The organism is Stenotrophomonas sp. 89682_Sma (genome assembly GCF_056481405.1).
In genome coordinates this window covers 2,425,627-2,449,611 of record NZ_CM151147.1, presented here as the reverse complement: position 1 = coordinate 2,449,611, position 23,985 = coordinate 2,425,627, and the positions used below count along the sequence as shown (strand labels likewise).

Here is a 23,985-nt window from a genome sequence, read left to right as displayed (position 1 = left end):
CACGACTCACGCATGAGGATCTGGCCATGAAATCCGGAATCGATTCGATCAAGGCGGTACTGCTGGCGCTGTGCTGCTGGCTGGCGTCGACAGGCACCGTGCTCGCCGCGGGCTCTGCCGGGCATTGGGACATCGGCCTGTACGGAAACCTGTTCGGCACCCGGGAGTACCAGGTCTGGGTGCCGGCCGGCTACAGCGACCAGCAGCCGCTGCCGTTGCTGTTGGTGCTGCACGGCTGCGTCAATGGCCCCAACCTGATGGGCGAGGCCTCCGGCTTCAACGATGTGGCCGACACCGAAGGTTTCATCGTGGTCTATCCGCGCCAGAACGTGACCTCCAACCCGGCGCGCTGCTGGAACTGGCAGCTGCCGATCAACCAGGCTCGTGACAGCGGCGAGGCGTCGATCCTGGCCGGCATCGTGGACAAGGTGAAGGCCGGTTACAGCGTCGATCCGCACCGGGTCTACGTCACCGGCATTTCCGCCGGCGGTGCCATGACCTCGATCATGCTGGCCTGCTATTCGGACGTGTTCGCTGCGGGTGCCATCCATTCCGGCGGCATGTTCAAGGGTGCGACCACCATCTCCGGCAGCGCCTACGCGTTGCTGGCCGGCAGCATCTATTCGCCGGACAGCAACGGTCGGCTGGCCTGGCAGTGCTCGGGCTCACCGTCGCCGCGCCCGTTGCCGGTGCTGGTGTTCCATGGCAGCGCCGACCTCACCGTCAACCCGGTGAACGGCCAGCAGGCGGTGCGCCAGTTCCTGCAGACCAACGACCTGGCCGATGACGGCCAGGACAACGACTCGGTGAAGTACGTGCCGACCAGCACCTATCACAGCCAGGTGCCGGGTGGGCGTGCCTATACGGTGGACACCTATGCCTATGGCGGTCGCACGCTGGCACAGCACTATGTGGTACAGGGCATGGGGCATGCGTGGAGTGGCAGCCAGTCGGGCTTGCCGTTCACCGACCCGAAGGGCCCGGATGCCACGTTGATCACCTGGTTGTTCCTCAAGGATTACCAGCGCTGAGGGGCAGGGCAGTCACTGACGATGCGGGAGCCGAGGGCTCCCGCACCGCCTGGGTTTCAGCGCCTGGTCCGCGCAGCCGGGCACCCCGTTCGGCAAGGAATCGCTTGGGCGGGGCGCCCACCGTCTTTCGGAACATGGTCACGAACGCGCCCGAACTGTCGTATCCCAGGTCATCGGCAATGGCTTGCACCGTACGGCCCTTGGCCAGCATCGGCAACGCGACCACCACATGCAGCTGTCTGCGCCAGCGCCTCACGCTCAGACCCGTCTCGCCGGAGAACAGGCGGGACATGTTGCGCTCGCTCATTCCAATCCGGCTCGCCCACACCTCAAGCGTGGCCCGCTCGGCCGGGGCGGCCAGCATCGCATTGGCCAGCTTCCGCAGCCTTGGGTCGGAGGGCATGGGCAGGTGCAGCCATTCCGGCGGTGCCGCGATGAGTTCGTCCAGAAGCACAGCCATCAGGCGAGCGTCCGCACTGCCGGCCGTGTACCGCCAGGGAAGCTGTGAGGTTCGTTCAAGCAGGGCACGCATGAATGGACTGATCGCCATTGCGAGGCAGTGTGTCGGCAATCCAGCGATGGCCCCAGGCTCCACGAATACAACGAAGCCATGCGGCTTTCCCGTGCTGCTGGCCCGATGGGACAGCCCTCCGGGAATCCAGATCGCCCCCTGTGGCGGGACGACCCACAGGCCTGCAGGGGTCTCCAGCGTGATCAATCCGCTCGTGGCTACCAGGAGCTGGGCTTTCCGATGCTCATGGAAGGGCATTTCCCAGGCGTCGGTGATGGGGTCCACGCCCAGCACCATGACCGGGCTGTCGACGAGATCGGGGTAGTCCGCGCCGATACCCTCCAGTTCGATAGCTGACGTCACCACTGCATCGCCCGGCACAGCAAGGCGAGGGGGAAGTGAGCGCTGTCAATCTTCATGGTCCGCCTGCTGCGGTTCACGCCTGTGCCAGACACAGACGAATCCCATCAGGACATGAACGATCGGCAGCTCCTTTCTTCCGGTTTCGGCAATCAGTGTGGTTGCACGCATGCTGGCATCCTCTTCTGTCGAGGATCAGAAGCGTATTGGGCGAAGCGGGGGGCGTCATTCGACAGTTCCGCCAGGTGATTCAGCAATCCGGCCATCTGCCGTGCAGCGGCCCTGACCAGTGCTCCGCCCGATGCGCTACAGCGCCGGAACCGTGATCCTCTGCAGGTCGAGCTTTGCGCGCAGGGCGTAGTGCTTGCGGGTGACCGGCACGACACAGGTCAGGCGGGGGTCAACGTAGTCCTTGAAAAGGGGCGGCCGCGGCGACGAAAGGTAGAACCCGCGATCCTGCCTGACCGCCGCCGGCAGCAGAACCTCGCTGAGGTCGCCGTCGGATGCATCTGTGACAAGGCAGGGCACATGGCGGAAGCCGAGCTTGCGCAGCAGGTACAGGCGGTGGGAGCCATTGGTCAGGATCACGCGCTTGCCGAACCGGGTGGCACTGATCAGATTGTCACTGAAACCGAGATAGATGACGACGGCGTGGCTGGCCGCGCCGAACGGCTCGTAGCCGGTGATGGTGGACGGATCGAGGGTCGCCACATCGAGGAAGCGCAGGTCATTGGATGCGGACGCAAAGGTGTAGCTGCCATCGGACTGGGTGAACCGGACGCCGGGGTGGGCATGGCGTCCGCTCCGGGAGACGAGGTGCATGACCTCCTGTGCGGTGGGCGAGGCGGACATTGCTGCTGCCAACTGGTCGATGTGACGCAGGTTGATGCATTCCTGGAAGATCACCAGTCGATCGATCTCGACCATCTGCCAGGAGCGCGGCAGCATGCTGGTCATGCCGTGCATCGAGGGTTGCCGCAACGCCTGATCGGCCAGCGGCATCATCTCCTCGGGCAACGGCTGGACAACAATGGCGTCCGCCTCATTCGCCTCGTCATGGCGCAGGCGATGCACGTCGCTGCGTGCGGCCCTCCAGTCGGCCACCAGCGCGGCCTCGTCGAAGCATCCCGGCGGGCAGCGCTCCCTGATGAAGCGGACGAAGGCCGGCAGCGGAAACAGTCCCTTCAGTAGAACGGTCGCGTCCAGGCCGTCGTCAGTGATCTCGCTGCTCATCCATTCTCCACCCCGGGGATTGCATCAACGGCCAGCAGGCCGCGCCATTCGTCACGCCAAAATAATATGTTATATCGTAACATTGCGATGCCTTGGCGGCAATCGCCCTGCAACGTGCGTGGCGATGGTGGCTTGGCTGCTCCGTATCCAATGCAACGTCTGGATACATCCACTGACGAGAGGAGATGTTCATGAACGAGCTGATTGAGCTGGGTGTAGTGGCAGGACAGCAGAACCCTGAAGGACAGGGTGTGGGTGGTGAACTGATCGAGCTGGGCTCGGTGGTTTCGGAAACGAAGGCGCACAACCACGGCACGTTGTGGGATGGCGTCTTCCCGACCACCTCGCCCTGATCTGCCGCGCAATGCAGTCACTGCGGTGCATGCCCTGCATGCACCGCTTCTTGGTCCCAGGGCAGGAGAGCACGTGATGGAGCAGGGCGCCGCCCCCTATTTCCTGTCGAAGCAGGCGCATGTCTGCGTCACCGCTGATGCGATGGTGATCCTTGACCAGGGCACGGGAAAATATCTCTCCATCGACAGGCGTGGTGCTGCAAGCCTGGGAGGCCTGGTTCTCGACTGGCCCTTGCCGCCCGATGGGCAACGGATGCCGAAGCTCCTCCAGTCGCTGATCGATCGCCAGCTGATCACCCGGGATCCACGGCAGGGCAAGTCCGCCGCCTGCCCCGGTCTGGAACTGCCACGGCACTGGGTGCGCGAGGGTGAGCCGAGGGGATGCCCGAAGATCACCGCGCGCGACGTGGGAAGGTTCATGGCGTCGGCTGCCCATGCCGCGTGCTGCAGGGCGGTCCTGCCTTTCAGCGCCACCGTGTCATCGGCCCGCAGGCGCGCCGACATCGCCCAAGGCAAAGCGGCAAGCCTCCAGGAGCTGGCCTTCCTGGTCCGGGTGTTCGATTGGCTCCGGCCCGTTGCCTTCAGGAAGACCGACGAGTGCTTTCTCTACTGCCTGGCGATGAGGGAATTCCTGTCGAAGTACGGGATCGTTCCTGCCTGGGTGTTCGCGGTCAGGACACAGCCGTTCGCTGCGCACTGCTGGCTGCAGCACGGTGACCACGTGCTGACCGATATTCCCTTCAACCTGCGCCGGATGGTTCCCATCCTGGTGCTGTAACGAAACCCGTCGCATGTATCGATACATCGCCGTGCTCTGGAACACGTTCTCCGAATCCGCAACGGCCCAGGCAGGGCAGGCGGTGGCAAGGATCGAGGCCACGCTGCCCGGTGCCAGCTGCGTGATGAGCGGAAACGGGGCTGCGATCTACGCGCAGACTGATAATCCCGGCTATTTCGAATGCAATCGATCCGGTTCCCTGGCGGTGCTCGGAACGCTGTTCCACAAGCATTTCGGCGCAGGTATCGTACCTGGGCGGGTAAACCTCGATGCGGACTCGGCCGACAGCGCCTGCAGCAGCCTCGGCCGCAGCATCGTCGAGCAGTACTGGGGCCGGTACGTAGCGTTCGGCTACCAGGCGCAGACGGCGAGCTGGTTTGTCCTGCGCGATCCCACTGCGGAGATCCCGTGCTACATGACCACGGCGGGTCAGTTGACGGTCGTCTTCTCCAACATGGAGGACTGCCTGAGGCTGGGCCTGCGCGATTTCAGCGTGGACTGGTCGTTCCTGTCCTACTCCCTGCTGTACCCGTTTCGTGATGGCCTGCAGACCGGCTTCGAGGAGGTCACTTCCGTTGAGCCCGGCGAAGCGGTCTCGATCCGCGATGGCGAGCCTGTCGGTCGGCAATGCCAGTGGGACGTGGTGCGGCTGGCCCGCGACCAGCCTGTCGAGGACATCGACGAGGCCGTGCATCTGGCTCGTTCAACACTGCTCGGCTGCATCGGCGCGCTGGCCGGACAGCACCGGAAAATCCAGTTGCAGCTGTCCGGTGGACTGGACTCCTCGATCATCCTGGCGGGCCTGCTGCATGCGCCCTCAGCTCCCGAGGTGACCTGTGTCCATCATTACGACGAAGGCATTGGCGCCGACGAGCGGCGATTCGCACGAATGGCGGTCGAAGGGGCCCGGCAATCCTCGGGCAGGCACTGCGAATTCGTCGAGTATCGGCGGCAGCCGCACTGTGCGCTGGAAGAGATCATGACCTTCCCGCGGACAGCACGGCCGGCGCATTGCTCCGGCTATCTCCTCCATCGCCGCGACGTGGACTTCGACGGCGACACCGTGCAGTTCACGGGTGTCGGTGGGGATGCAGTGTTCCTGCGCTTCAAGGGCAACGCCGCTGCGATCGACTACGCCTGGCGTCGTGGCATCGACCGGGGATTCTTCCGCGTGGCCTTCGAAACCGCGCAGTCCGGCGACTCGCTGTACGGCGTACTGCGGGATGCGCTCGTCCATGGCCTGCTCAGGCGTCCGGCCAGCATCAACGGCCGATGGGGCAAGCCCTGCCCATGGGTGCGGGTGGAGCGCGCCGAGCAGGATGGCATGCAGCCGGCCTGGCTGCGGCATGCCGTGGAGCAGGGGCATCACGTATCCCCCTACAAGCTGGCCCATATCGGCCGGATGATATTCCCGACCAGTGTGCTTGATCCGTTCGAAGGGGCGGGACGCTGGCATGGCGTTTCACCGATCAGTGCGCAGCCGCTTGTCGAGTTGTTCGCGCGCATACCGCTGCACCTGCTCATGGCGGATGCGGAGGACCGCACCATCGCGCGGCGTGCGCTGAAAGGCCTGTTGCCGGAGGCGCTGCTGTCGCGAAAGGTGAAGTCGTACCTGGATGATCACTCCGTGGCCGTCACCCAGGGGCACCAGCCGTTCATCCGCAGTCTGCTGGTCGATGGGTTCCTGGCCAGGCGTGGCTACCTCGACAGCGCGCTGGCCGATGCGGGCATCCGGCGGGTCAGCCCGGATCATTCGTCGCAGGTGCTGGGCATCTTCGGCCCGCAGATCAACATCGAAGCCTGGCTGAGGCGCTGGTCAGGCCAGGCGGGCCCGCAGGCAGCCGGCGCGGTCTAGGCGTTCCGGCTCATCTCTTCCAGGTAGAGGCTCTCAAGATCGTTTGCGGTGATCGTGCTGGCATCCAGCGTCCTGCGCAGGCGGCCGGCGCGCATCAGGCCGATCGTGGTCGCCACCTCGCGGGCCCGGAACAGATCGTGGGTCGCCATCAGGATCGCCGTGCCGCGATCACGCTCCCGTACGATCAGCTCGTGGAACTCGGCGGACGCCGTGGGGTCCAGGCCCGAGGTCGGCTCATCCAGCAGCAGCGCCTTGGCTTCCTTGACGATGGCCAGTGCGATCCCGACCTTCTGCCGCATGCCCTTGGAATAGAGGCCCACGCGTCGGCCAAAGGCCTCGGTTGCCAGCCCGGCGGACCTGAGCGCCTGCTTCAGGCGCGCCGGTGAGCGTTCCTCGACACCGGCCAGGCGGGCGAAATAGTCCAGGTTCTCATAGCCGGTCAGTTCGTCGTACAGCGCCACGGTCTCGGGGATGTACAGCAGCCGCCGGCGTACCTCCTGTGGCTGCCGATGCGCGCTGAGTCCGTCCACATCGGCCGAGCCGGAGGTGGGCTTCAGGAACCCGAGGAACAATTTGATGGTCGTCGACTTGCCCGCGCCGTTCGCGCCCAGCAGGCAGAAGATCTCACCCGGCTCTACTTCGAAGCTGACGTCGTCCAGCGCCCGATGCGCGCCGTGTTCCATGACCAGGCTTTTTGCAGACAGCATGTGGATGTTTCCTCAGGGCGTAGCCAGCCGACCGCGCAGCGTGGCGGCAGCAAGCAGGACAATCAGGCTGGCGATGATCAGTGCGGCAAGGTCGGCCAGGACACCCCGCTGGGCAGCGCCTGCGGTGTCGCGGAACTTGAAGCGGGGGAGCGCCTCGTACTCGTCGAGGGTCTGCGGCAGGTCACGGTCCAGATAGCCCTTGTGCAACAGGCGCCGCGCCTGCCAGAAGGTGTGGACCTGACGCTGGAACTCGAGCGCGCGCCCCGAGTCCGAGCCCGCAATGCGATCGAGCGCATCCTGGGTGGCCACGGCGGGCAGCAGCAGCCGCACCCTGTCCAGTACGCGGCGATGCGCTGCCTCCGCCTGCGCATGCGAGGCGATCAGCCTCGCCAGCTCAAGATCGGCGGCAACCCGGTCTGCATAGGCCTGGCGCACTGCATCGGGGATGACGGGTGATGACGAATGCCGGGGTGCCGGTCGTGCGAGGTGCTCGCGCTGCTGGCGCTTGGCGATGTCTGACTGCCTCGCCTTCACTTCCGTGGCGAACTGCATCTGCGACGGTGGCGGCGCGATCAGGTTCACCGCGGCCAGGGTCAATGATGGGGCCATGACCACGATCAGCAGCCACAGCGCGCCGGCGGCGATGGCCGCCTCGGTGGTGCGGCGGCAAAGGCACGCGATCAGCAGCGCCAATGCCAGCCAGAAAGCACCGTAGGCGAATACGGTCAGGGCCAGCATGATCAGCCCCACAGGGCTTCGGGCGCCTGACCAGACGGCCATGGCGATGATGATGGCCAGCGTGGGCAGCAGCACCATCAGGCCACGGGCGAGGGCCTTGACCACGAGCAGCCGCGTCGCCGAAACCGGCTGCGACAACACCAGCGCCGCGATCCCGCGCTCGCGCTCACGCGACCACAGGTCATGGGTGGCCACGAGAATGACCAACGGCAGCAGGAAGACGATGACGAAGGCCAGATCGAACCGCCCTGCCGCCCGTGCCGCCGGATTGCCGATGTCGGCCCAGACATGCTTGAGCAGTTGGGTCGGATCGCCCAACGCGACCACATCGGCGGTGTAGGGGTAGGCATCTGCCTGGCCGATCGACAGCGATGCCATCTCACCGGGCACAAGCACCGGCTGCACGCGGGGCAGCACCGACGGTGCCTTGCCGACGAACGCGCGGCTGCGATCCCGGGTCTGCTGCTCTTCCTGCTTGATCAGTGCGATGGCCGCCTCGCGCTGGTCCACCCACGCGCGGCCGTTCCATGCGGCGTAGGCGCCCAGCCCCAGCAGGAGGACGAGCAGCACCGGCAGCGCCCGGTCACGCAGCAGGCGACGGATCTCGTAGCGGGCAATCGACGCCGCGCTCATGGCGATCTGCCCAGTTGCCGCGACGAAATGACGACCGCCATGAGGCCGAGCACCAGCCAGGCCAGCAGAATGGCGAGGTTCACGCCCTGGATTGCGGCGATGCCTGCCAGGCTCTGCCGCGGCGCCTGGTACTGCACCGGGCGGGTGATGCCGGCGATATCGGCCAGATGCTTCCCGCCCCCTGGCGCCTTGTGCAGTTTCACTTCCTGGTTGAGTGCCTGGATCAACCGGTAGCGGTAGTCCTCCACGCCACGCAGGAATGCCAGATGTGCCCGGAAATCCGTGCCCGCGAACCCACGCGACCAGGACTGCAGCGCCAGCGTTGGAGAGGCAATGGCGAACAACCGCTGCGTGGCATCCTGCTGCTGGTAGGTGGCATGCAGGTTGTCGAAGTGGCGGTTGTAGACGCGGGTGGAGTTCGCCTCGGCAAACTCCAGGGCCACGCCGCGGAAGTTCACCGGCAGGTCGTCCACGCTGTCGACGCGATAGCGCGCCATCAACGCCGTGCGCAAGGCATCCAACCGCTTGTCCGCCGGGTCGTGGCCATCCGCACCGTTCTCCGCTTCTTCGGTGACGCCGGCCCTGAAGGAGGGTGCGGAAGGGGTCGGATGCAGGGATTCGGCCACGGCGGGCGCCACCCTCGGCACCAGCAGCGTGGACACTACCCAGAAGCCCAGCAGCACCACCAGCGACGTCCGGGCGGAGCCGGCAAGTGCCGACACGCCCACGGTGAACGCGCAGAACACCAGCAGATAGAGCACATAGGCCGCGGCAAGTGCGAGCAGGGCGGCGATATCGGCGGCGCCGCCGTACTGGATGGACAGCCCTGGAAGGCTGATCAGCAGCATGGCCATCACCAGCAGCAACGAGGCGGCCGCCAGGGCAATCAATCGCCCGCTGATCAGCACGCCGGCCGAGGCGCCGGTGCCGAGTTCCTGGCGCAGCGTCTCCCGGGCTACATCGCCGGACAGGCTGGCGAAGCCGGCCAGGATGATCAGCAGCGGTGCCACGACCTGCAGCGCCCATGCCGCGGAGAAGCCCTGGAAGCGACTGAGCGCGGTGCCGGCGTCCACGGCGCGGTGCCGTGCCGGGTTCTGCGCATGGCCCCCGATGAACACCGAGGTCCCCAGGAAATCCGTCAGCCCGGGGTCCAGCGCCGCCAGCGGCCGCACCGGGGCAGGAATGGCACGGCCGACATGGGCGGCACTGTGGGGGTCGATCGTGCCCTGGCTGTCCCACAGCCGCGCCTCTTCCTCACTCACTGCGTGGCGCTCCTGCGCCTGCAGGGTCATGCGTGCGGCACCGCTGAGCACCGACGCACCTGCAATCAGCAACAGGGCAACGGCGAGCCACAGCACGCGCCGCTCGCGCCACATCAGCGTGAGCTGGGTGGACGCGACAGCGAAGGCCTGCTGGATGGCCAGCGTGGGCCTCGACGGGGCAGGGGAGTGGGCACGCATGCGGGGCCTACCAGCGATGCGTCAGCGTCATGGACAGGAAACGCCCCAGCGCTGTCGCGTTGGTGGGGTCGTAGCCGGTATTGATGCTGTTGATGATGAACGGCGGGTCCCGGTCGAACAGGTTCTGCACGTTGAACGCGAGCGAGGTGCCACGCTGCCGGTCCGCAGACGGACCGAAGTGATAGGCGAGGTTGAGGTCGACGGTCGTCCATGAGCTGACATGGGGGCGGGCGAGGTTGGCCGGATCGCGATAGCTGTCCACGTAGTTGACGAACAGCCCAGCCGCGGCCTGCTGCCGGCTCAGTGCGATGCCTCCACGCAGCTTCAGGTCCACCGGGTAGTACACCGCGTTCACCGCATCCACCTCGGGCGAGGTGCTGGTCACGCGCCGCTTCGAATCGATGATGTACTGCCCGGCCAGGTCGATGGCGATGTGGGTCTGGCCGGCGTCGAAGCCATAGGAAGTGCTGAAATCGATGCCGCGCTGCCGGGTAAAGGCGTTGTTCCGGAAGCGGTTGTCGAGGATCACCTGGCTGTTGGTTTCGTCCGTTCCGGCGGGCAGCGCATACGGGCCCACGCGCGAGACGAAAAGGCCCAGCCCCGACACACCCAGCTGGCGTGCCTGCTGGATCTGCTGCTGCGTGGGGTTGGTGGTCAGGATGTCCGCGTAGGGGGCCGTGGACTGAAGGAACAGCGAGGGAAAGCTACCGCCGAAGCCACTGCCGATGCGGTCGTCGTAGTCGATGTGGTAGTAGTTCGCGTCGATCTTGAGGCCAGGCACTGATGGCGGCGCGAACGAGAAACCGCCGGTCCAGGTCTTGGCGCGTTCGGGGCCCAGATCCGGGTTGCCGTTGGACAGCATCATGAGGATCGTGTTGCCGCCGGGCGCGGCCGGGTTGGGCACGTTCGCCACCACCACGGTGTTGTTCAACTGCATGTCCTGGTACACCGGCGCCCGGTAGGAGCGGCCATGGCTGGCGCGGAACGACAATCCCTCGGTCGCCTCCCACAGCACGCCGAATTTTGGATTCAGCGTGGAACCGAAATCGCTGTAGTCGTCATAGCGCGCCGCTGCGGTCAGGGACAGGCTGCGCACACCCGGCAGGTCCTTCAGCAGCGGAACGTTGAGCTCGGCAAAGGCGGACCTGACGGTGCGCTGCAGGTCGAGCGGCTTTTCCAGGCCGCGGTGATCGAGCAGTTCGTAGCCATCACGACGGTAGCCCGCTCCGAATGCCGCACGTACGCCGCCGGCGGGCAGGTTGAACAGTTCACCGTCGGCAACCACGTCCAGGTAGCGCGATTCGGAATTGGTGTTGGTGGGCGGTGCGGTACTGGCGGAGCTGCCGGTGATGGTGGTGCGCTGGTAGGAAACATCGCTCCTGCCGAACCCGGAATCCAGGCGTGCCTGCCACGCATTGGGAAGATCCAGGGTGAGGCCGGCGAACAGGTCGAACTGCCGCGTGTGCGGGAACAGCCGCGTTTCGTCGGCCGTGCCGGAAATGGTGGTATCCATCTCGCGCTTGGCAAAAGAGCCGGTGACGTTCAGGGTCAGCACATCACTGAGCTGCTGCACGCCGTCTACGTACAGGCTGTGCCGCTTCGATCCTGGATAGAGGTCGTAGGGCTTGACCCGCACGTTTCTCGAGAAGTGCTTCTCCACCGCAGGAAGGTTGCCCTGCTTCAGGAACTCGTAGCTGGCCAGCACGTGGCCACCTTCCCACGACCAGCCTGCCGACTGCGATGCCTGGTACTCCTCCATGCTGCCGGCAGTCACCGTGCCGTAGCGCACAGCGGTCTCGTAACCGGTGAAGTCGCGGCGCAGGATGATGTTGACCACGCCCCCGACCGCATCGGTGCCGTAGATGGCCGAGGCGCCATCGGTAAGGATTTCCACGCGTTCGACGGCACTCAGCGGGATCAGCGAGACATCGACGTACTGGTAGCGGTTCGATGAGGTCACGCGGTGGCCGTTGACCAGGGTCAGCGTGGTGCCGGTACCCAGCCCGCGCAGGTTGAGGGCGGTGCCCTGGCCGAAGTTGTTGCCGGTATCGCGGTCGACCCCGAGGTTGGCAACGTTCGCACCGTTGGCGCCACCGCCGAAGTTCTGCGGCAGTTTCTCGAACAGTTGCTGCACGGTGGCCGCGCCAGTGCGGTCGATGGCCTCCCGGTCGATCACGATGACCGGGGAGGCGCCGCCCCCCACGGCGTTGCGGATGTTGCTGCCCACCACCAGGACCTTGTCCAGGGTGGCGGTCGGGGACTCGGGCAGCGGGCCTGCCGCGCTTGAACCACGGCCAGCGACCGTGCTCTGTGCCGCCGCCGGCAGGCTGGCCAGCAATGCAGCAGCGATGCCGAGGGCCAGGCGTGCACGCGGCGTAGCAGTGGATACGTTCGTCATTCCCCGGTCCATCGATCCCATCCGAAAGTGGCCTGCAACGCGGCTGCGCCGCCCCAGATGGCGATGTTATATCATATCATTTGAGCGAATGATGGGCCAACGCCGTGGGTCTGCTGGAACGACATCGATGACGAAGATCGCAGTTCCGCCGCCAGTTGCCGAAATCCTGGCGGCGTACTGGAAGGCTGATCGCCGGCTGTTGCTGCTGATCGCCTGCAGTGTCCTGCTATCCAGTCTTGCAGGTGTTGCAGCGCCGTACCTGTTCTCGCGCCTGATCGACCGCCTGCCCATCGATGGAGTCAACGCGCTGGCAGGGGGATTCCTGCTCTACGCCGTCGTGCTGGGCGTGGGCGGTGCCCTGCAGAACACGGTGCAGTACCTGTCGTTCCTCAGTGGCGAGAATCTCGGCTTCATCACCAGCACCCGCTACTTCGCCCGACTGCTGAAGAAGACCAACAGCTTCTTCCTGGACCACAATCCCGCCGAGCTGCAATCCGCCGGGGAAAAAGGCCGTGGCGCACTGAAGATCGTCGTGCAGCTGGGCCTGGTTGCCTTCATTCCCAGCGCGTCGCAGATCCTGCTGACCCTGGTGACGCTGGGCGCGTTGATCAACCTGCAGGTGGTGGTGATCGTGCTGGCTTACGGCACGGTGGCCGTCACGCTCTCGGCCATCGCCACCCGCCGTGTCCGCATCCATCGCGAAGCCGCCGTCGAGGCCGGGCAGCAGAATGCACGTTTCGTTGGCAACGCCATGAACGCCATGGAAACGCTGCGCCAGTTCGGCGGCAGCGCCTGGATGGTGCAGCGCTTCGAGCGGAAGGCCCAGGATGTGCGTGACAGCTGGCGCGCCTACGTGCTGCAGCGGATAGGCTTCATCGCCCTGCTGGGCATCGGCCTCGCAGTGGAGTTCATCGTGACCTTCCATCTGCTGCTGCCGCGCTACCAGAGCGGGACGCTCAGCGTCGGCGACATCGTCCTGTTCAATCTGCTGCTGCTCCAGTTGAACATGCCGTTCGAGATGATTGCCCGTTCCATCGACGACGTCGCGCGCTCCTGGAGCATGCTGGGCCCGCTTTCAACCCTGTGGGCGGCGCCCGAAGAACGGCAGGTGGCCCATGCCCAGCGCTTCGCCGGAGGCAATGGCCGGCTGGAGTTCCAGCGGGTCAGCCATCGCTACGGCAACGGGCGCGGGGTGGACGATGTCTGTTTCCAGGCCGGGCGGGGCGGCATCACCTTCCTGATGGGCCCCACCGGGTCGGGGAAGTCGACGCTGTTCAAGCTGGCCCTGAAGTCGATCGATCCCCAGCGTGGCCGGATTCTCGTGGATGGCGTCGAGCTGTCCGATATCGATCGTGCTGCGTGGCATTCCGCTGTCGCGGTGGTTCCCCAGGACGTCATCCTGCTCAATGAAAGCCTGGCCGACAACATCCTGCTGGGGCGTGCGCGTCATGATGGCCGGCTGCGGCATGCCGCACGCAGGGCCGCGATCCTGCCATTGATCGAGGCGTTGCCCGAGGGGCTTGAGACCACAGTGGGCGAGCGTGGCCTGAAGCTTTCCGGCGGGGAGCGGCAGCGCATTGCAATCGCGCGTGCGCTGTATGGTGAGCCGGCAATCCTGTTCCTGGACGAAGCAAGCTCTGCCCTGGATGAAGCCACCGAGCGCGAGATCATGGACCACATCCGTGCCATTGCCAGTGACGTCACCGTCGTGGCCATCACCCACCGGCGCAGCATCGTGACCGCGGCCGATCGGCTGATCGATCTCGGGGAGGGCCACCAAGGCAGGGCAGGGGCGCGTTCCGCCCCCGGGTGATCGGCCTGGCAATGGGCTATCGTGTGCGCTCTTTCCCGATCGCCCTTCAAGCGCCAGCGCATGGAAGCCCTTTCGATGACCGTTCGAAACCGGCGTTGGCTCAACACCTTCGCCCTGTCCGCCGCCCTGCTTGGCGCAGGCTGCTCCGCCGCGAAGGCTCCGCCGAAGGATCTGGGGGCGGACATCGACCAGGTCGCGCAGACCCTGATCGAGCAACCGCTGCTGCACGCGGCCTCCATCGGAGTGGTGTACCGGGGTAGCACTTTCATCCGCCATCGCGGTGACATGGAAACCGGCAAGCCAGGGCCGCCCACCGACGCAACCGTTTACGAAATCGGCTCGTTGAGCAAGACCCTGGCCGGCACCCTGATGGCCAACGCGGTCCTGGAAGGCAGGCTGGGCCTGGAGGATGACATCCGCATGTACCTGCAGGGCGACTATCCGAACCTGCAGTACCAGGGCCATCCCATCCGCGTCCGCCACCTGCTGTCGCATACCAGCGGCCTGCCGAACATGCTGCCGGAACGTGCGAACACGGTGCTGGAGGATTTCACCGACCACCGCACACCGGCTGAACTCAACGCGATCTACGCAGGCTACGGCAAGGCCGATTTCCTGAAGGACCTGCACGCCGTGCAGATCCCGCGGTTGCCGGGGAAAGAGTACGCCTACTCCAGCGCCGGCACGCAGCTGTCCGCGCACATTCTGGAACGGGTCCATCAGCGTGACTACGAGCTGCTGCTGCGTGACTTCTTCCGTGATTCGGCCGGCATGACGGGCGTCAGGATCAACCTGGGCGATGCCGAAACGCCACGGCTGGCCGTCGGTTACCACAGCGACAATCCGCTACCGACCACACCGATGCCGCAGCTGCCATGGGGCGCTTCCGGAAACGTGAAGGCAACCGTCCCCGACATGGTGAAGTATCTCCAGTTCGAGCTGGCCAACGGTCCCGTCGTAAAGGAATCACACCGTACGCTGGCCACGTTCGACGACGACTTCAGCATCGGCTATTTCTGGAACATCGTTTCCGGCGACGATCGGAAAGGCGTGTACTACGCCCATCACGGTGGCGTGCCGCGCTCGCAGTGCTACATCTACATCATTCCAAAGCACGATCTTGGCATCTTCGTCATCACCAACCAGAGCGGCGACCAGACGGCACACGCCATGGAAACGGCGATCGATACGCTGGTCGAAAGAATTGCGGCACGGGATGGCAAGGGAGGGCTTCGATGATCCGCCGCCTCTTGCTGGTGCTTGCGATGCTCCCGTTCGCCGCGGCTGCCGTGGTCATCCGCGACGATGTTGACGATGCCCGATACCGCATCGAGGCATCCGCGTTCCCGGCGCTGGCCGACATGCCAGGCGAGGGCCACGGTGTCCTCATCGCCCCCGGGTGGGTGCTGACCGCGGCCCATGCAGCGCCGATGGAAGGGATGGGCGCAACCATCGCCATCAACGGGAAGCGCTACGGCGTTGATCGGGTTTTCCTGCATCCAGGCTTCAAGCGGATGCCGGACGCCTTGGGCAAGGAGGCCATGGCAACGGGAAGTCCCTCCAGGATCCACGCCTTCCTGGCCACGTCGGACGATATCGCGCTGATCAGGCTGGCAGCGCCGGCCAGCGACGTGCCACCGGTAGCGCTCTATCGGGGCACGGGCGAGGCCGGGCAGGTTGCAGCCCTGATCGGGAAGGGCGCTACCGGCAACGGCGCCACGGGCCTGGTGCCGAACGGGTCGCATCGCACGACCCTGCGCCGGGCGTACAACGCCATCACCGGCGGCAACGAACGCTACCTCTGGTACCGGTTCGATCGGCCGCCGCAGGGCCTGCCGCTTGAAGGCGTGCTCGGCAACGGCGACAGCGGTGGCCCGTTGCTGATCGAGGATCAAGGTGCGTGGAAGCTGGTTGGCCTTGGGTCCTGGATCACTGCCGTTCCCGAGCATGCCCTTGAAGCGGGCTTCTATGGCCAGGTGGTCCACAACGTTCGCGTGTCCAGCTACATCGACTGGATCGAGGACGTGATGTGCCGCAACGGCGGCGCCTGCCGTCAGCCGTGATACCGGCGCTGGCAGGGGTTGCCCACTGACCCTGGCGTGGCTGCCTGCCAGGCCTTGCATCGGTCCTGCTGGACTTCAACTCGGGCAGGGGGTGTTTCAATTGCAAATGACTCGCATTACACTCCGGCCACTTCCCCATTGTTGACGCCTGCCGCCCACGTCGGCAGTACATCCGGCTACCCCAGTGACGTTCACGCCCCTCCTGTGCCGATCGCAGATCTCTGCAACGGGGATACCGTGTCTGCGCTAGGTCGCGACACGGCGGAGGATATGGAGGAGCCCGACGCATCATCGGTCGCGGCAGCTCGCCCGGATGCCGACAGCACCGCCACTGGCGGCATCCTGGCCAAGGCCTATGAACGTTGGCGGCGGCCGATACTGCGCAGCCTGACCCGCTTCAGAGGCAGCGTCGTCGACAGCGAGGACGCGCTGCACGACGGTGCGGTGAAGTGGATCGCGGCCCATCCGGCGCTCGATTCCTGCGAAAAGCAGGGCGCCTATCTCCGCCGGACGGTGATGAACACCGTGGCCGACGAATACCGCGAACATCATGCCGGCCGCCGCCTTCAGGTCGTGCCTCTGGCAGACGCTGAGGAAGCCGGCCACGCGATGGCCGGCGATGAATCACAGTGCCCGTTGCAGGTCACTGCACAACGGCAGCGCCTGCAGCGCCTGGCGGAGGCGCTTTCCGAACTGCCCGAGCGTCAGCGCGAGGCCTTCGTGCTCTGCCGCTTTGATGGCTTGACCCAGGAAGACGTGGCCACCCGCATGCAGATCTCCCGGCGCATGGTGGTCAAGCATCTGTCGCGTGCGGTGGCCTACTGCGAAGTGCGGGTACGCTATGCGTCCCTGGCGCAGATGCAGGCACTGCATCGGCCAACCGGGGCGGGCGAGGTGTTGGCGCCTGCCACTGATGCTGATCTCTCCTGCCGATGAATGACACTCCTCCTGCCGCAGGTTTCGATCCGTTTGCCCTGCATGAGGCGGCTGCTGCGTGGCTGGTGCGCCAGCAGGATCCGGACTGGCAGCCGGAGGATGAGGCGAGCCTGCAGCGGTGGCTGGCAGAGAGCGAAGCGCACCAGCAGGCGTTCGCCGAGGTGGCCAGAACCTGGCACGACCTGGGCCAGCTGCCGCGCCCCATGCTGGCCTCGGACGGGCCTGCGGCGCTCGCACCAACGGCACCTGCAGCTCCGCGACGGGACGGGAGGGCGCGGCGTGGGCGGTCCTGGCAGCTGCCCCGCGCGGCGACCGCTGCGGCGGTGGCGATGCTGGCCCTGGGCTACGTCGGCTACGGTTGGTACACCGCACCCAGCTATGTGCAGGACGTGGCCACTGGCGCGGGCGAGATCCGTGACCTGCAACTGCCGGATGGCTCGCGGATTTCGCTCAATGCACGCAGCTCGCTGGCCGTGCATTTCTATCGATCCCGTCGTGAAGTCGTGCTCAGCCAGGGCGAGGCGTTCTTCGAGGTCGCCCCGGCGGCCGACCGGCCCTTCACCGTAGATGCGCAGCGCAGCAGGGTGACCGTGATTGGCACGGCCTTCAACGTGCGCAATGCGCCCGGCGAAGTCGTGGTCAAGGTGCTGCATGGGCACGTGCGGGTACAGCCGGATCGGTCCGAGGGCACCGCGCCGGTCAGCCTGCACGCCGAACAGGGCCTGGCCGTTGCCACGTTTACAGCCACCTATCGCCCCATTGCGGCAAACGCAGAGAGCATCGGCGGCTGGCGCAACGGGCGCCTGGTGTTCCGGCGTACTCCGCTGGACGAAGTAGCGCAGGAAGTCGGGCAGTATCTGGGCCATCCCGTCACGCTGGGCCAGCCTGGGCTGAAGTTCCTGCCCGTCTCCGGGTACGCAGCCACCGACGCCCCGGCCATCTTCCTGGAGGCGTTGCCGGATCTGTTGCCTGTGCAGGTGACCCGCAATGCCCAGGGCGGCTATCGCATCGACGAACGGCCTGTGACCCGCTGACGCCGCGAGGAAAAATTCTTCCGGCGCGGGTTCCCACTCCACCGCCATTTTCCGTTTACCCCAGTGAGGCCAGTGGTGGCCAAGCATGATGGAGCGGTAATGGGGTACATGAAGATCAAGCGCGCACTTGTTGCCCGCGCGTTTTCCACGGGCGTACAGGCCAGGCGCCTGCCGCTGCTCGCGCTATGCATTTCCAGCGCGCTGGCAGCGCCAGCCATCGCACAGGCACAGCCCGCCGCGCGCATGCAGTTCGCTATTCCGGCGCAACCGCTGGATGCTGCACTGCGCAGCTTCTCCGAGCAGTCACGACAGCAGGTGCTGTTCAGTGAGTCAGCGGTGGCCGGCCGCCGCGCCCCGGCCTTGAATGGCAGTTACACGCCGCAGGAAGCACTGGCGCGCCTGCTGGAGGGGAGTGGGGTGCGTGTCAACGCCAGCCGCCCCGGCGTGTTCACCCTGGTGCAGGAAGCGGCATCACCTGGCCGCGGCAAAGACACCCAGACCACGCTGCAGACGATCAACGTGACCGCCAACGCCCCGAGCGATGGCGCCTATACCGTGCGCGAGCTCAGCCTGGGCAAACTGGGCCAGACCATCCGCCAGACCCCGCAGTCGGTCAGTGTGATCACCCGCCAGCAGTTGGATGACCGCAACCTCACCACACTGGACGAGGCGCTGGCACAGACCACCGGCGTGACCAAGACCGCCCGCAACTTCGGCAACCACAAGTTCTCGATCCGCAGCTTCACCGTCGATGACAACAACTACCTGGTCGATGGCGTCGCCGGCATCGTCTATGCCCCCGTGGGCTGGCTGCCCATCGACACCGCCGTACTGGAGCGGGTTGAAGTGCTGCGCGGTGCCGGCGGCATGATGCTGGGCGCAGCCGACCCCAGCGGGGCGATCAACATGGTGCGCAAGCGCCCGCGCGACCAGGCCCATCTCGATCTGGCGGCCACCCTGGGCTCATGGGACAACTACCGCCTGGAGGTTGATGGCGGCGGCCCGCTCAACGCGGCGGGGAGTGTGCGCGGCCGTTTGGTTGCGGCCTACCAGGACCGTGGATACTTCCAGCAGGGCACTTCGTCGAAGGCACCGGTCGCCTATGGTGTGATCGATGCCGACCTGGGTGCAGACACCACGCTGACCTTCGGCCTGCGTCATCAGCAGAGTGACACCGACGGCTACTGGCTGTTCGGCCTGCCGCGCTACACCGACGGCGGCGCACTGGACATCAAGCGTTCCACCTCGCTCATCCAGGACTGGAACCGGCAGGAAGGCTCCGTCGACGAAGCCTTCGCAGAGGCGGAGCACCGCTTCAACGAGCGCTGGAAGGCGCGCCTGTCGGTGAACCGCACCGAGTCCGACCTGGACCAGCGCGTTGCGGTTCCGCTTGGCGGGGTGGACCGCGCCACCGGCGTCGGTTCGCGCTTCTACGACATCTATTTCAACCGCTCGCGCGTGCGCAGCGATGGCATCGACCTGCACACCACCGGCAGTTTCGACGCCTTTGGCCGCAGCCACCAGGTATTGCTGGGCGCGATGTGGTCGCGCCAGCGTACGCGTCAAAGCTCGGCGGACCTGGCCATCGACGTGCCGATCGATGTCTACGCACCGGACCACAGCGCCATCGCGCAGCCCAACCAGCCGGCATGGGACTGGGCGGAGAACGCCCGCGCCCAGCAGAGCGGCGTGTACAGCAACCTGCGCCTGCAGCTGGCGGAGCCCCTGCACCTCACGCTGGGCGGCCGGCTGAGCTGGGTGAAGTACCAGTCCAGCGATGGCTTCAGCGGTGCCAGGAGCCGTGACTACGAACAGAAGCACGAATTCACTCCTTACGCCGGGCTTGTCTACGACCTGGGGCCGCAATGGTCGGTCTACGCCAGCTACGCCGATACCTTCCAGCCGCAGAGCTCGTATGTCACTTCGTCCGGCTCGGTGCTGGACCCGGCCATCGGAGCCAACTACGAGCTGGGTGTGAAGGGCGAATTGAACGATGGGCGCCTGAACGTGTCTGCTGCGGTGTTCTCCATCCGCAAGACCGGCAACGCCGTGGTGGACGAGTCCGACCCGGGCAGTTGCCGTGGCTCGCTGGCTTCGTCCGATTGCTACCGCAATGGCGGCAAGCTGCGCAGCAAGGGTTTTGAGCTGGAAGCCAGCGGCGAACTGGCACCGGGCTGGCAGATGATGGCCGGCTACACCCACGTCACCAGCCGTGACGATGAGGGCGCGACCATCAGCGCCGAGACGCCCCGCCACCTGCTGCGCCTGTCGACGTCCTACCAGCTGCCCGGCAAGTGGAATGCGTTCTCCGTGGGTGGTGGCGTGTCGGCGCAGAGCAGCTACTCCTATCCGGCCTACGACGACCCGGACTGGCGCATGGGGGCGGCGGGGCGCGCCGTGTGGGACCTGCGTGCCGGCTATCGGATCAATCCGCGCTGGAGCGTTGGCCTCAACGTGGCCAACCTGTTCGATACGCGCTACTACGCCATGCTCAGCCAGATACGCCGGGGCAACTTCTTTGGTGAACCCCGCAACGTGACGCTGACGCTGCGCGGCTCGCTGTGATTCTCCACAACCGGCGGGGCGGCAGCGTGCCCGCCACGGGAACGGCATGAAGGCAGGTTTCCGCCAAAGCATGTCGTGGCTGCATACCTGGTGTGGCCTTACCAGTGGCTGGCTGCTGTGCGCGATCTTCCTGACCGGTACGCTCAGCGTGTTCCGTGAGCCGATCACGCGCTGGATGGAGGCCGGTCCCGTGCCGGCCTCCTCGCCAGCGATGGACTCGGGAGCGCAGGCGGCACGTGCGCAGCAATGGCTGGCCACCCACGCCGCCAATGCGCAGGCATGGCAGATCCGCTGGCCTGCCCAGCAGGGGTGGCCGCTGGAACTGTCATGGGAGGAGGGCGACGGCATCGCGCACGAACGCTGGGTGGATGCCAGCACGGGCATGCCACACCCTCCACCTCGCCTACGGGAAACCGAGGGCGGGCGCCATTTCATGTCCTTCCACTACACCCTGCACGGTGGCATGGCCGGCTACTGGCTGGTCGGCTGGATCACGGCCTGCATGCTGCTGGCGCTGGTCTCCGGCGTAGTGGTGCACAAGCGCATCTTCAAGGATTTCTTCACCTTCCGCCCCGGCAAGGGCCAGCGCAGCTGGCTGGATGCGCACAACCTGAGCGCTGTGCTGACTCTGCCTTTCCTGTTCATGATCGGCTACACCGGGCTCGCATTCTTCTACAGCAGCTATCTGCCGTGGCCCGTGCATGCGACCTATGGCGATGCAGATGGCGCATACGCGCGCTATGAAGCCGAACTGGCGCCCGCACAGCCGGTTCCGCCCGCAATCCTGGTTTCCACCGCACGACTGCCGGACCTGCCGCAACTGCTGGCGCGCGCGCAGGCCATCAGCGGGCAATCGCCGGCACAGATCATCATCCAGACGCCCGGCACCGTGCACAGCGTGGTGGAAGTGGTGGGTCGCAAACCGGTGGAAGGCGCGGACAGGCGCCTGCTGACCGAGGCCAGTCGGATCACGTTCGATGCTGCCAGCGGCACACTGCTGCAACAGCACGCATCGCACCCGCATGGCGTGGGTGCCGCGCAGGTGCACGAGAGCATCGAAGCACTACACAAAGCGGATTTCGGCGGTTGGCCGATGAAGTGGCTGTACTTCATCAGTGGCCTGCTGGGCACGGCGATGATCGCGATCGGTACGCTGCTGTTCTCCATCAAGCGGCGCAAGCGCAGCGAGCATGAGTTCGGTGCGCCTACGACGGGCATCTACCGATGGATGGAAGCGTTCAATGTGGTGTCGTTGGCCGGCATCGCGCTGGCCAGCATTGTCTACTTCCATGCCAATCGCCTGCTGCCGTTGGCAATGACTGACCGTAGCGGTTGGGAGATACGCATATTCCTGCTGGCCTGGGCGGTCTCGTTGCTGCATGCCTTGTGGCGCCCGCCACGCCGGGCATGGATCGAGCAGCTGTGGCTGGCCGCGGTGCTGTGCCTGGCGCTGCCGCTGGTGAATCTGGCCACCACCGGCCAGCATCTGGTGATGTACCTGCAGCGGGGCGCGTGGCAGCAGGCCGGCGTGGAGCTCACCGCACTGGCATTCGGCCTGGTGTTGGCACGAATGGCGGTGATGCTGCAGCGGCGTTGGCCGCAGGTGCAGGAGGCGCCACGCAACGCCAAGCCCGTGGAAGGGCGAGGCGCCGGCTATCGCTGGCAGGTGGCGGGTCGCGTGCTGGCCGCTTCGGCCGGCGGCTACGCGTTCACCGCGGCAACCGCCACCGCAGTGGCCTTGGGGCTGCCTGCGCTGACAGATGTGCGGCCGGCGGTCTCCGTGTTGGCCAGCTCGCTGCTGGGGTTCGTGCTGCTGGTGGCGGTGGCCGTGGGCGTATTCAGTGCCCGCAGCATGGGCAGGGCGTGGCTGGCGTTGGCCGTGGGTGGCGGCTTCATGGCGTTGTGCATAGCGTTGCTGCGGTCCGGTTCAATGTGACCCGTCACGCTGAACGCAGTTCTGTTCGTGTGGCTGTGCGAAGGCGCCTCGCCCACTGGCCCAGGTGGGGCCTCGGCCAGCATTCCACTAGAGCGCGATGATCTTCACCGACGCACTGACCAGTGGACTTGCAAGCACGCTGTAGCCATCACGATCAAAACCGACTGCTGGCGTATCGAGCCTTCGCGCTGCTGCGATCGTTGGCGCCGAGCCCAGGTACGTCCAGTTACGCACCACATGGATCTGCCGCATGTCCTCCGAGCGCTCGTCGATGCCAATCGCGCCTGCGTAGGGCCATGCCCGCCGGTGGTAGCCGGCCAGGCCACCTCGCAGGCGTTCGTCATGAGCCGAGGCCTGTTCGCTGCTGTTGCAGGCACCCGCGCAGCGCCTGAGCAGGTGGCGGAAGCAGGGCGCCCCGGCACGCACCGATTCGATCCCCAGCCGCCCGTAGCAGAGCTGGTGCTCGTCCGCCAGGCGCTGCAGTGCGGCGATGGCGGCATGACGGCCGGGGAACAGTCCATGGGCCTGAGCAGGATCGGCGCCGTGGACATCCTCGATGCGGACCCCGTCAGCCGCCAGCACGATCGTGCACAGTCGCTTGTTGCGGCGAAGCTTCCTGTTGAACAGTGGCTTGGCCTGCTTGATCAGCCGCGCTTCCAGCAGCTGCGCCCCGATGTCACCGGCGGTACGGATGCAGGAAAACCCGTCGGTCCTGCCGACAAGCCGTTGTTCGTCCGGCGCCCGAAGGTGGTCCAGCACCCGTCGCCGGATGTCCACGCTCTTGCCGATGTACAGCGCGGCTCCCGCCTCATCGTGGAAGGTGTATACCCCAGGCAACCGGGGCAGCGATGCGGCCTTGGACACGAGATCGCGATGGAGGATGTTGCGCATGGAAGACATCGGGCAACAGGGTAGCGCGTCCAGGCAGCGGACAGCCGGTGCCTTCTTGAACGATTCATGGTCGATGATCGCGGTGCCATCGCAATCTCAATCCGTGCGACAGCCGATCGTATTCTTCCGGCCATGGATTCCCGCCTTGAGATCGCAGATTCAATGTCCGTCCCCCGGCATTCCGGCTGGGTGCAGAGCGGCGAACGTTGGGACCTGTGGTGGAATGGGCGCTCCGTAGCGAACATCGTGCCGCATGCAGTGCTTGGCTTCCGGGTGTGCCTGGAAGCACGCAGAGTGCCCAGGGCAAAGATCGTTGCAGCAGCGAATGCACGGCAGGCCAAGCGCTATGCCGAGCGCTGGTGCGCTGCACGACTCTGCCCGCAGCTGCGGCTGCGCGATGCGGTGGCGAGGCTGGTGGGTGCCACACTCGAAGCGGGCAGATCGTCACCAGTACAGTCGCGGCAGCAACGGCAGCAGGCCCGTCGGTTGGCCGAGGCCGGAGCTGGGGAAGTGGCACGGATCAAGAAGGTCCTGGCGCTGCGAAGGGCAGTACCAGCACCTATAATCGCGCCCTGAGCATCGATCGCCACCCTCGATGCTCGGGGTTCCGGGGGATGCCGTGACCACGCGCGTAGGAATATTTTCCGTTGCGGAAGCCCGGAAAGGTGCAGCGCGCATGGCGATAGTGGG

The 23,985-nt window shown here is 65.9% G+C and carries 20 protein-coding genes; 12 read left to right on the top strand and 8 right to left on the bottom strand.

The window, feature by feature from the left end; genetic code table 11:
• The first annotated feature begins 26 nt into the window (after window positions 1–26).
• Window positions 27–1,031: an extracellular catalytic domain type 1 short-chain-length polyhydroxyalkanoate depolymerase gene (locus ACZK29_RS11330; protein WP_164146324.1), complete on the top strand. Its 1,005-nt coding sequence runs from the start codon at window positions 27–29 to the stop codon at window positions 1,029–1,031.
• Here the strand turns inward: ACZK29_RS11330 and ACZK29_RS11325 are convergent.
• From ACZK29_RS11325 to ACZK29_RS11315, 3 genes are all read right to left on the bottom strand, one after another.
• The gene (locus ACZK29_RS11325) at window positions 1,012–1,905 is read right to left on the bottom strand and encodes an AraC family transcriptional regulator (RefSeq protein WP_239503919.1); all 894 of its coding nucleotides are present in this window, start codon (window positions 1,903–1,905) and stop codon (window positions 1,012–1,014) included. The two genes, ACZK29_RS11330 and ACZK29_RS11325, sit on opposite strands and share 20 nt — an antisense overlap.
• A 45-nt stretch (window positions 1,906–1,950) precedes the next feature.
• Complete coding sequence (locus tag ACZK29_RS11320; protein ID WP_258392026.1) at window positions 1,951–2,073, bottom strand: hypothetical protein; 123 nt, start codon at window positions 2,071–2,073, stop codon at window positions 1,951–1,953.
• Between the two features lie 135 nt (window positions 2,074–2,208).
• Window positions 2,209–3,135 carry a ParB N-terminal domain-containing protein gene (locus ACZK29_RS11315; RefSeq protein WP_478446005.1) on the bottom strand — a complete coding sequence of 309 codons (927 nt, stop codon included), beginning with the start codon at window positions 3,133–3,135 and terminating at the stop codon, window positions 2,209–2,211.
• 191 nt (window positions 3,136–3,326) lie between these two features.
• On the opposite strand from ACZK29_RS11315, the gene ACZK29_RS11310 reads away from it, so the two are divergent.
• The 3 genes from ACZK29_RS11310 (at window position 3,327) to ACZK29_RS11300 (ending at window position 6,121) form a co-directional block, all read left to right on the top strand.
• Window positions 3,327–3,488: a hypothetical protein gene (locus ACZK29_RS11310; RefSeq protein WP_164146301.1), complete on the top strand. Its 162-nt coding sequence runs from the start codon at window positions 3,327–3,329 to the stop codon at window positions 3,486–3,488.
• A 76-nt stretch (window positions 3,489–3,564) separates the two neighbouring features.
• Window positions 3,565–4,266, top strand: a complete 702-nt coding sequence (locus ACZK29_RS11305; protein ID WP_478446004.1) for a lasso peptide biosynthesis B2 protein — start codon at window positions 3,565–3,567, stop codon at window positions 4,264–4,266.
• 13 nt (window positions 4,267–4,279) lie between these two features.
• Window positions 4,280–6,121 (top strand): asparagine synthase-related protein, encoded by a 1,842-nt coding sequence (locus ACZK29_RS11300; RefSeq protein WP_478446003.1) that lies wholly within the window; start codon window positions 4,280–4,282, stop codon window positions 6,119–6,121.
• On the opposite strand, the gene ACZK29_RS11295 is transcribed toward ACZK29_RS11300, so the two are convergent.
• The 4 genes from ACZK29_RS11295 to ACZK29_RS11280 are packed head-to-tail and all read right to left on the bottom strand — an operon-like array spanning window position 6,118 to window position 12,057.
• Complete coding sequence (locus ACZK29_RS11295) at window positions 6,118–6,804, bottom strand: ABC transporter ATP-binding protein (protein ID WP_258392027.1); 687 nt, start codon at window positions 6,802–6,804, stop codon at window positions 6,118–6,120. The two genes, ACZK29_RS11300 and ACZK29_RS11295, sit on opposite strands and share 4 nt — an antisense overlap.
• A gap of 36 nt (window positions 6,805–6,840) precedes the next feature.
• Window positions 6,841–8,199: an ABC transporter permease subunit gene (locus ACZK29_RS11290; RefSeq protein ID WP_164146320.1), complete on the bottom strand. Its 1,359-nt coding sequence runs from the start codon at window positions 8,197–8,199 to the stop codon at window positions 6,841–6,843.
• Window positions 8,196–9,659: a DUF3526 domain-containing protein gene (locus ACZK29_RS11285; protein ID WP_478446002.1), complete on the bottom strand. Its 1,464-nt coding sequence runs from the start codon at window positions 9,657–9,659 to the stop codon at window positions 8,196–8,198. Before ACZK29_RS11285 ends, ACZK29_RS11290 begins: the two co-directional genes overlap by 4 nt.
• A 7-nt stretch (window positions 9,660–9,666) precedes the next feature.
• Window positions 9,667–12,057 (bottom strand): TonB-dependent receptor plug domain-containing protein, encoded by a 2,391-nt coding sequence (locus ACZK29_RS11280; protein WP_478446001.1) that lies wholly within the window; start codon window positions 12,055–12,057, stop codon window positions 9,667–9,669.
• Between ACZK29_RS11280 and ACZK29_RS11275 the strand changes: the two genes are divergently transcribed.
• From ACZK29_RS11275 to ACZK29_RS11245, 7 genes are all read left to right on the top strand, one after another.
• Window positions 12,041–13,870 (top strand): ABC transporter ATP-binding protein, encoded by a 1,830-nt coding sequence (locus ACZK29_RS11275; protein ID WP_478446000.1) that lies wholly within the window; start codon window positions 12,041–12,043, stop codon window positions 13,868–13,870. The two genes, ACZK29_RS11280 and ACZK29_RS11275, sit on opposite strands and share 17 nt — an antisense overlap.
• Before the next feature lie 75 nt (window positions 13,871–13,945).
• The gene (locus ACZK29_RS11270; RefSeq protein WP_239503916.1) at window positions 13,946–15,109 is read left to right on the top strand and encodes a serine hydrolase domain-containing protein; all 1,164 of its coding nucleotides are present in this window, start codon (window positions 13,946–13,948) and stop codon (window positions 15,107–15,109) included.
• On the top strand, window positions 15,106–15,933 hold the full coding sequence (locus tag ACZK29_RS11265; protein WP_478445999.1) for a S1 family peptidase: 828 nt from the start codon (window positions 15,106–15,108) through the stop codon (window positions 15,931–15,933). The genes ACZK29_RS11270 and ACZK29_RS11265 overlap by 4 nt, the downstream gene beginning before the upstream one ends.
• A 270-nt stretch (window positions 15,934–16,203) precedes the next feature.
• Window positions 16,204–16,869 carry an RNA polymerase sigma factor gene (locus ACZK29_RS11260; protein WP_478445998.1) on the top strand — a complete coding sequence of 222 codons (666 nt, stop codon included), beginning with the start codon at window positions 16,204–16,206 and terminating at the stop codon, window positions 16,867–16,869.
• On the top strand, window positions 16,866–17,903 hold the full coding sequence (locus ACZK29_RS11255; RefSeq protein WP_478445997.1) for a FecR family protein: 1,038 nt from the start codon (window positions 16,866–16,868) through the stop codon (window positions 17,901–17,903). The genes ACZK29_RS11260 and ACZK29_RS11255 overlap by 4 nt, the downstream gene beginning before the upstream one ends.
• A 108-nt stretch (window positions 17,904–18,011) precedes the next feature.
• The gene (locus ACZK29_RS11250) at window positions 18,012–20,468 is read left to right on the top strand and encodes a TonB-dependent siderophore receptor (protein ID WP_478445996.1); all 2,457 of its coding nucleotides are present in this window, start codon (window positions 18,012–18,014) and stop codon (window positions 20,466–20,468) included.
• 70 nt (window positions 20,469–20,538) lie between these two features.
• Window positions 20,539–22,404 (top strand): PepSY-associated TM helix domain-containing protein, encoded by a 1,866-nt coding sequence (locus tag ACZK29_RS11245; protein WP_478445995.1) that lies wholly within the window; start codon window positions 20,539–20,541, stop codon window positions 22,402–22,404.
• 87 nt (window positions 22,405–22,491) lie between these two features.
• Here ACZK29_RS11245 and ACZK29_RS11240 read toward each other — a convergent pair whose 3' ends face one another.
• A complete protein-coding gene (locus ACZK29_RS11240) occupies window positions 22,492–23,295 on the bottom strand; it encodes an endonuclease (RefSeq protein ID WP_478445994.1) in 804 nt (267 codons plus the stop codon).
• Between the two features lie 66 nt (window positions 23,296–23,361).
• Between ACZK29_RS11240 and ACZK29_RS11235 the strand changes: the two genes are divergently transcribed.
• Entirely contained in the window at window positions 23,362–23,871 is a 510-nt protein-coding gene (locus ACZK29_RS11235; RefSeq protein ID WP_459047741.1) for a hypothetical protein, read from the top strand.
• Window positions 23,872–23,985 lie beyond the last annotated feature (114 nt).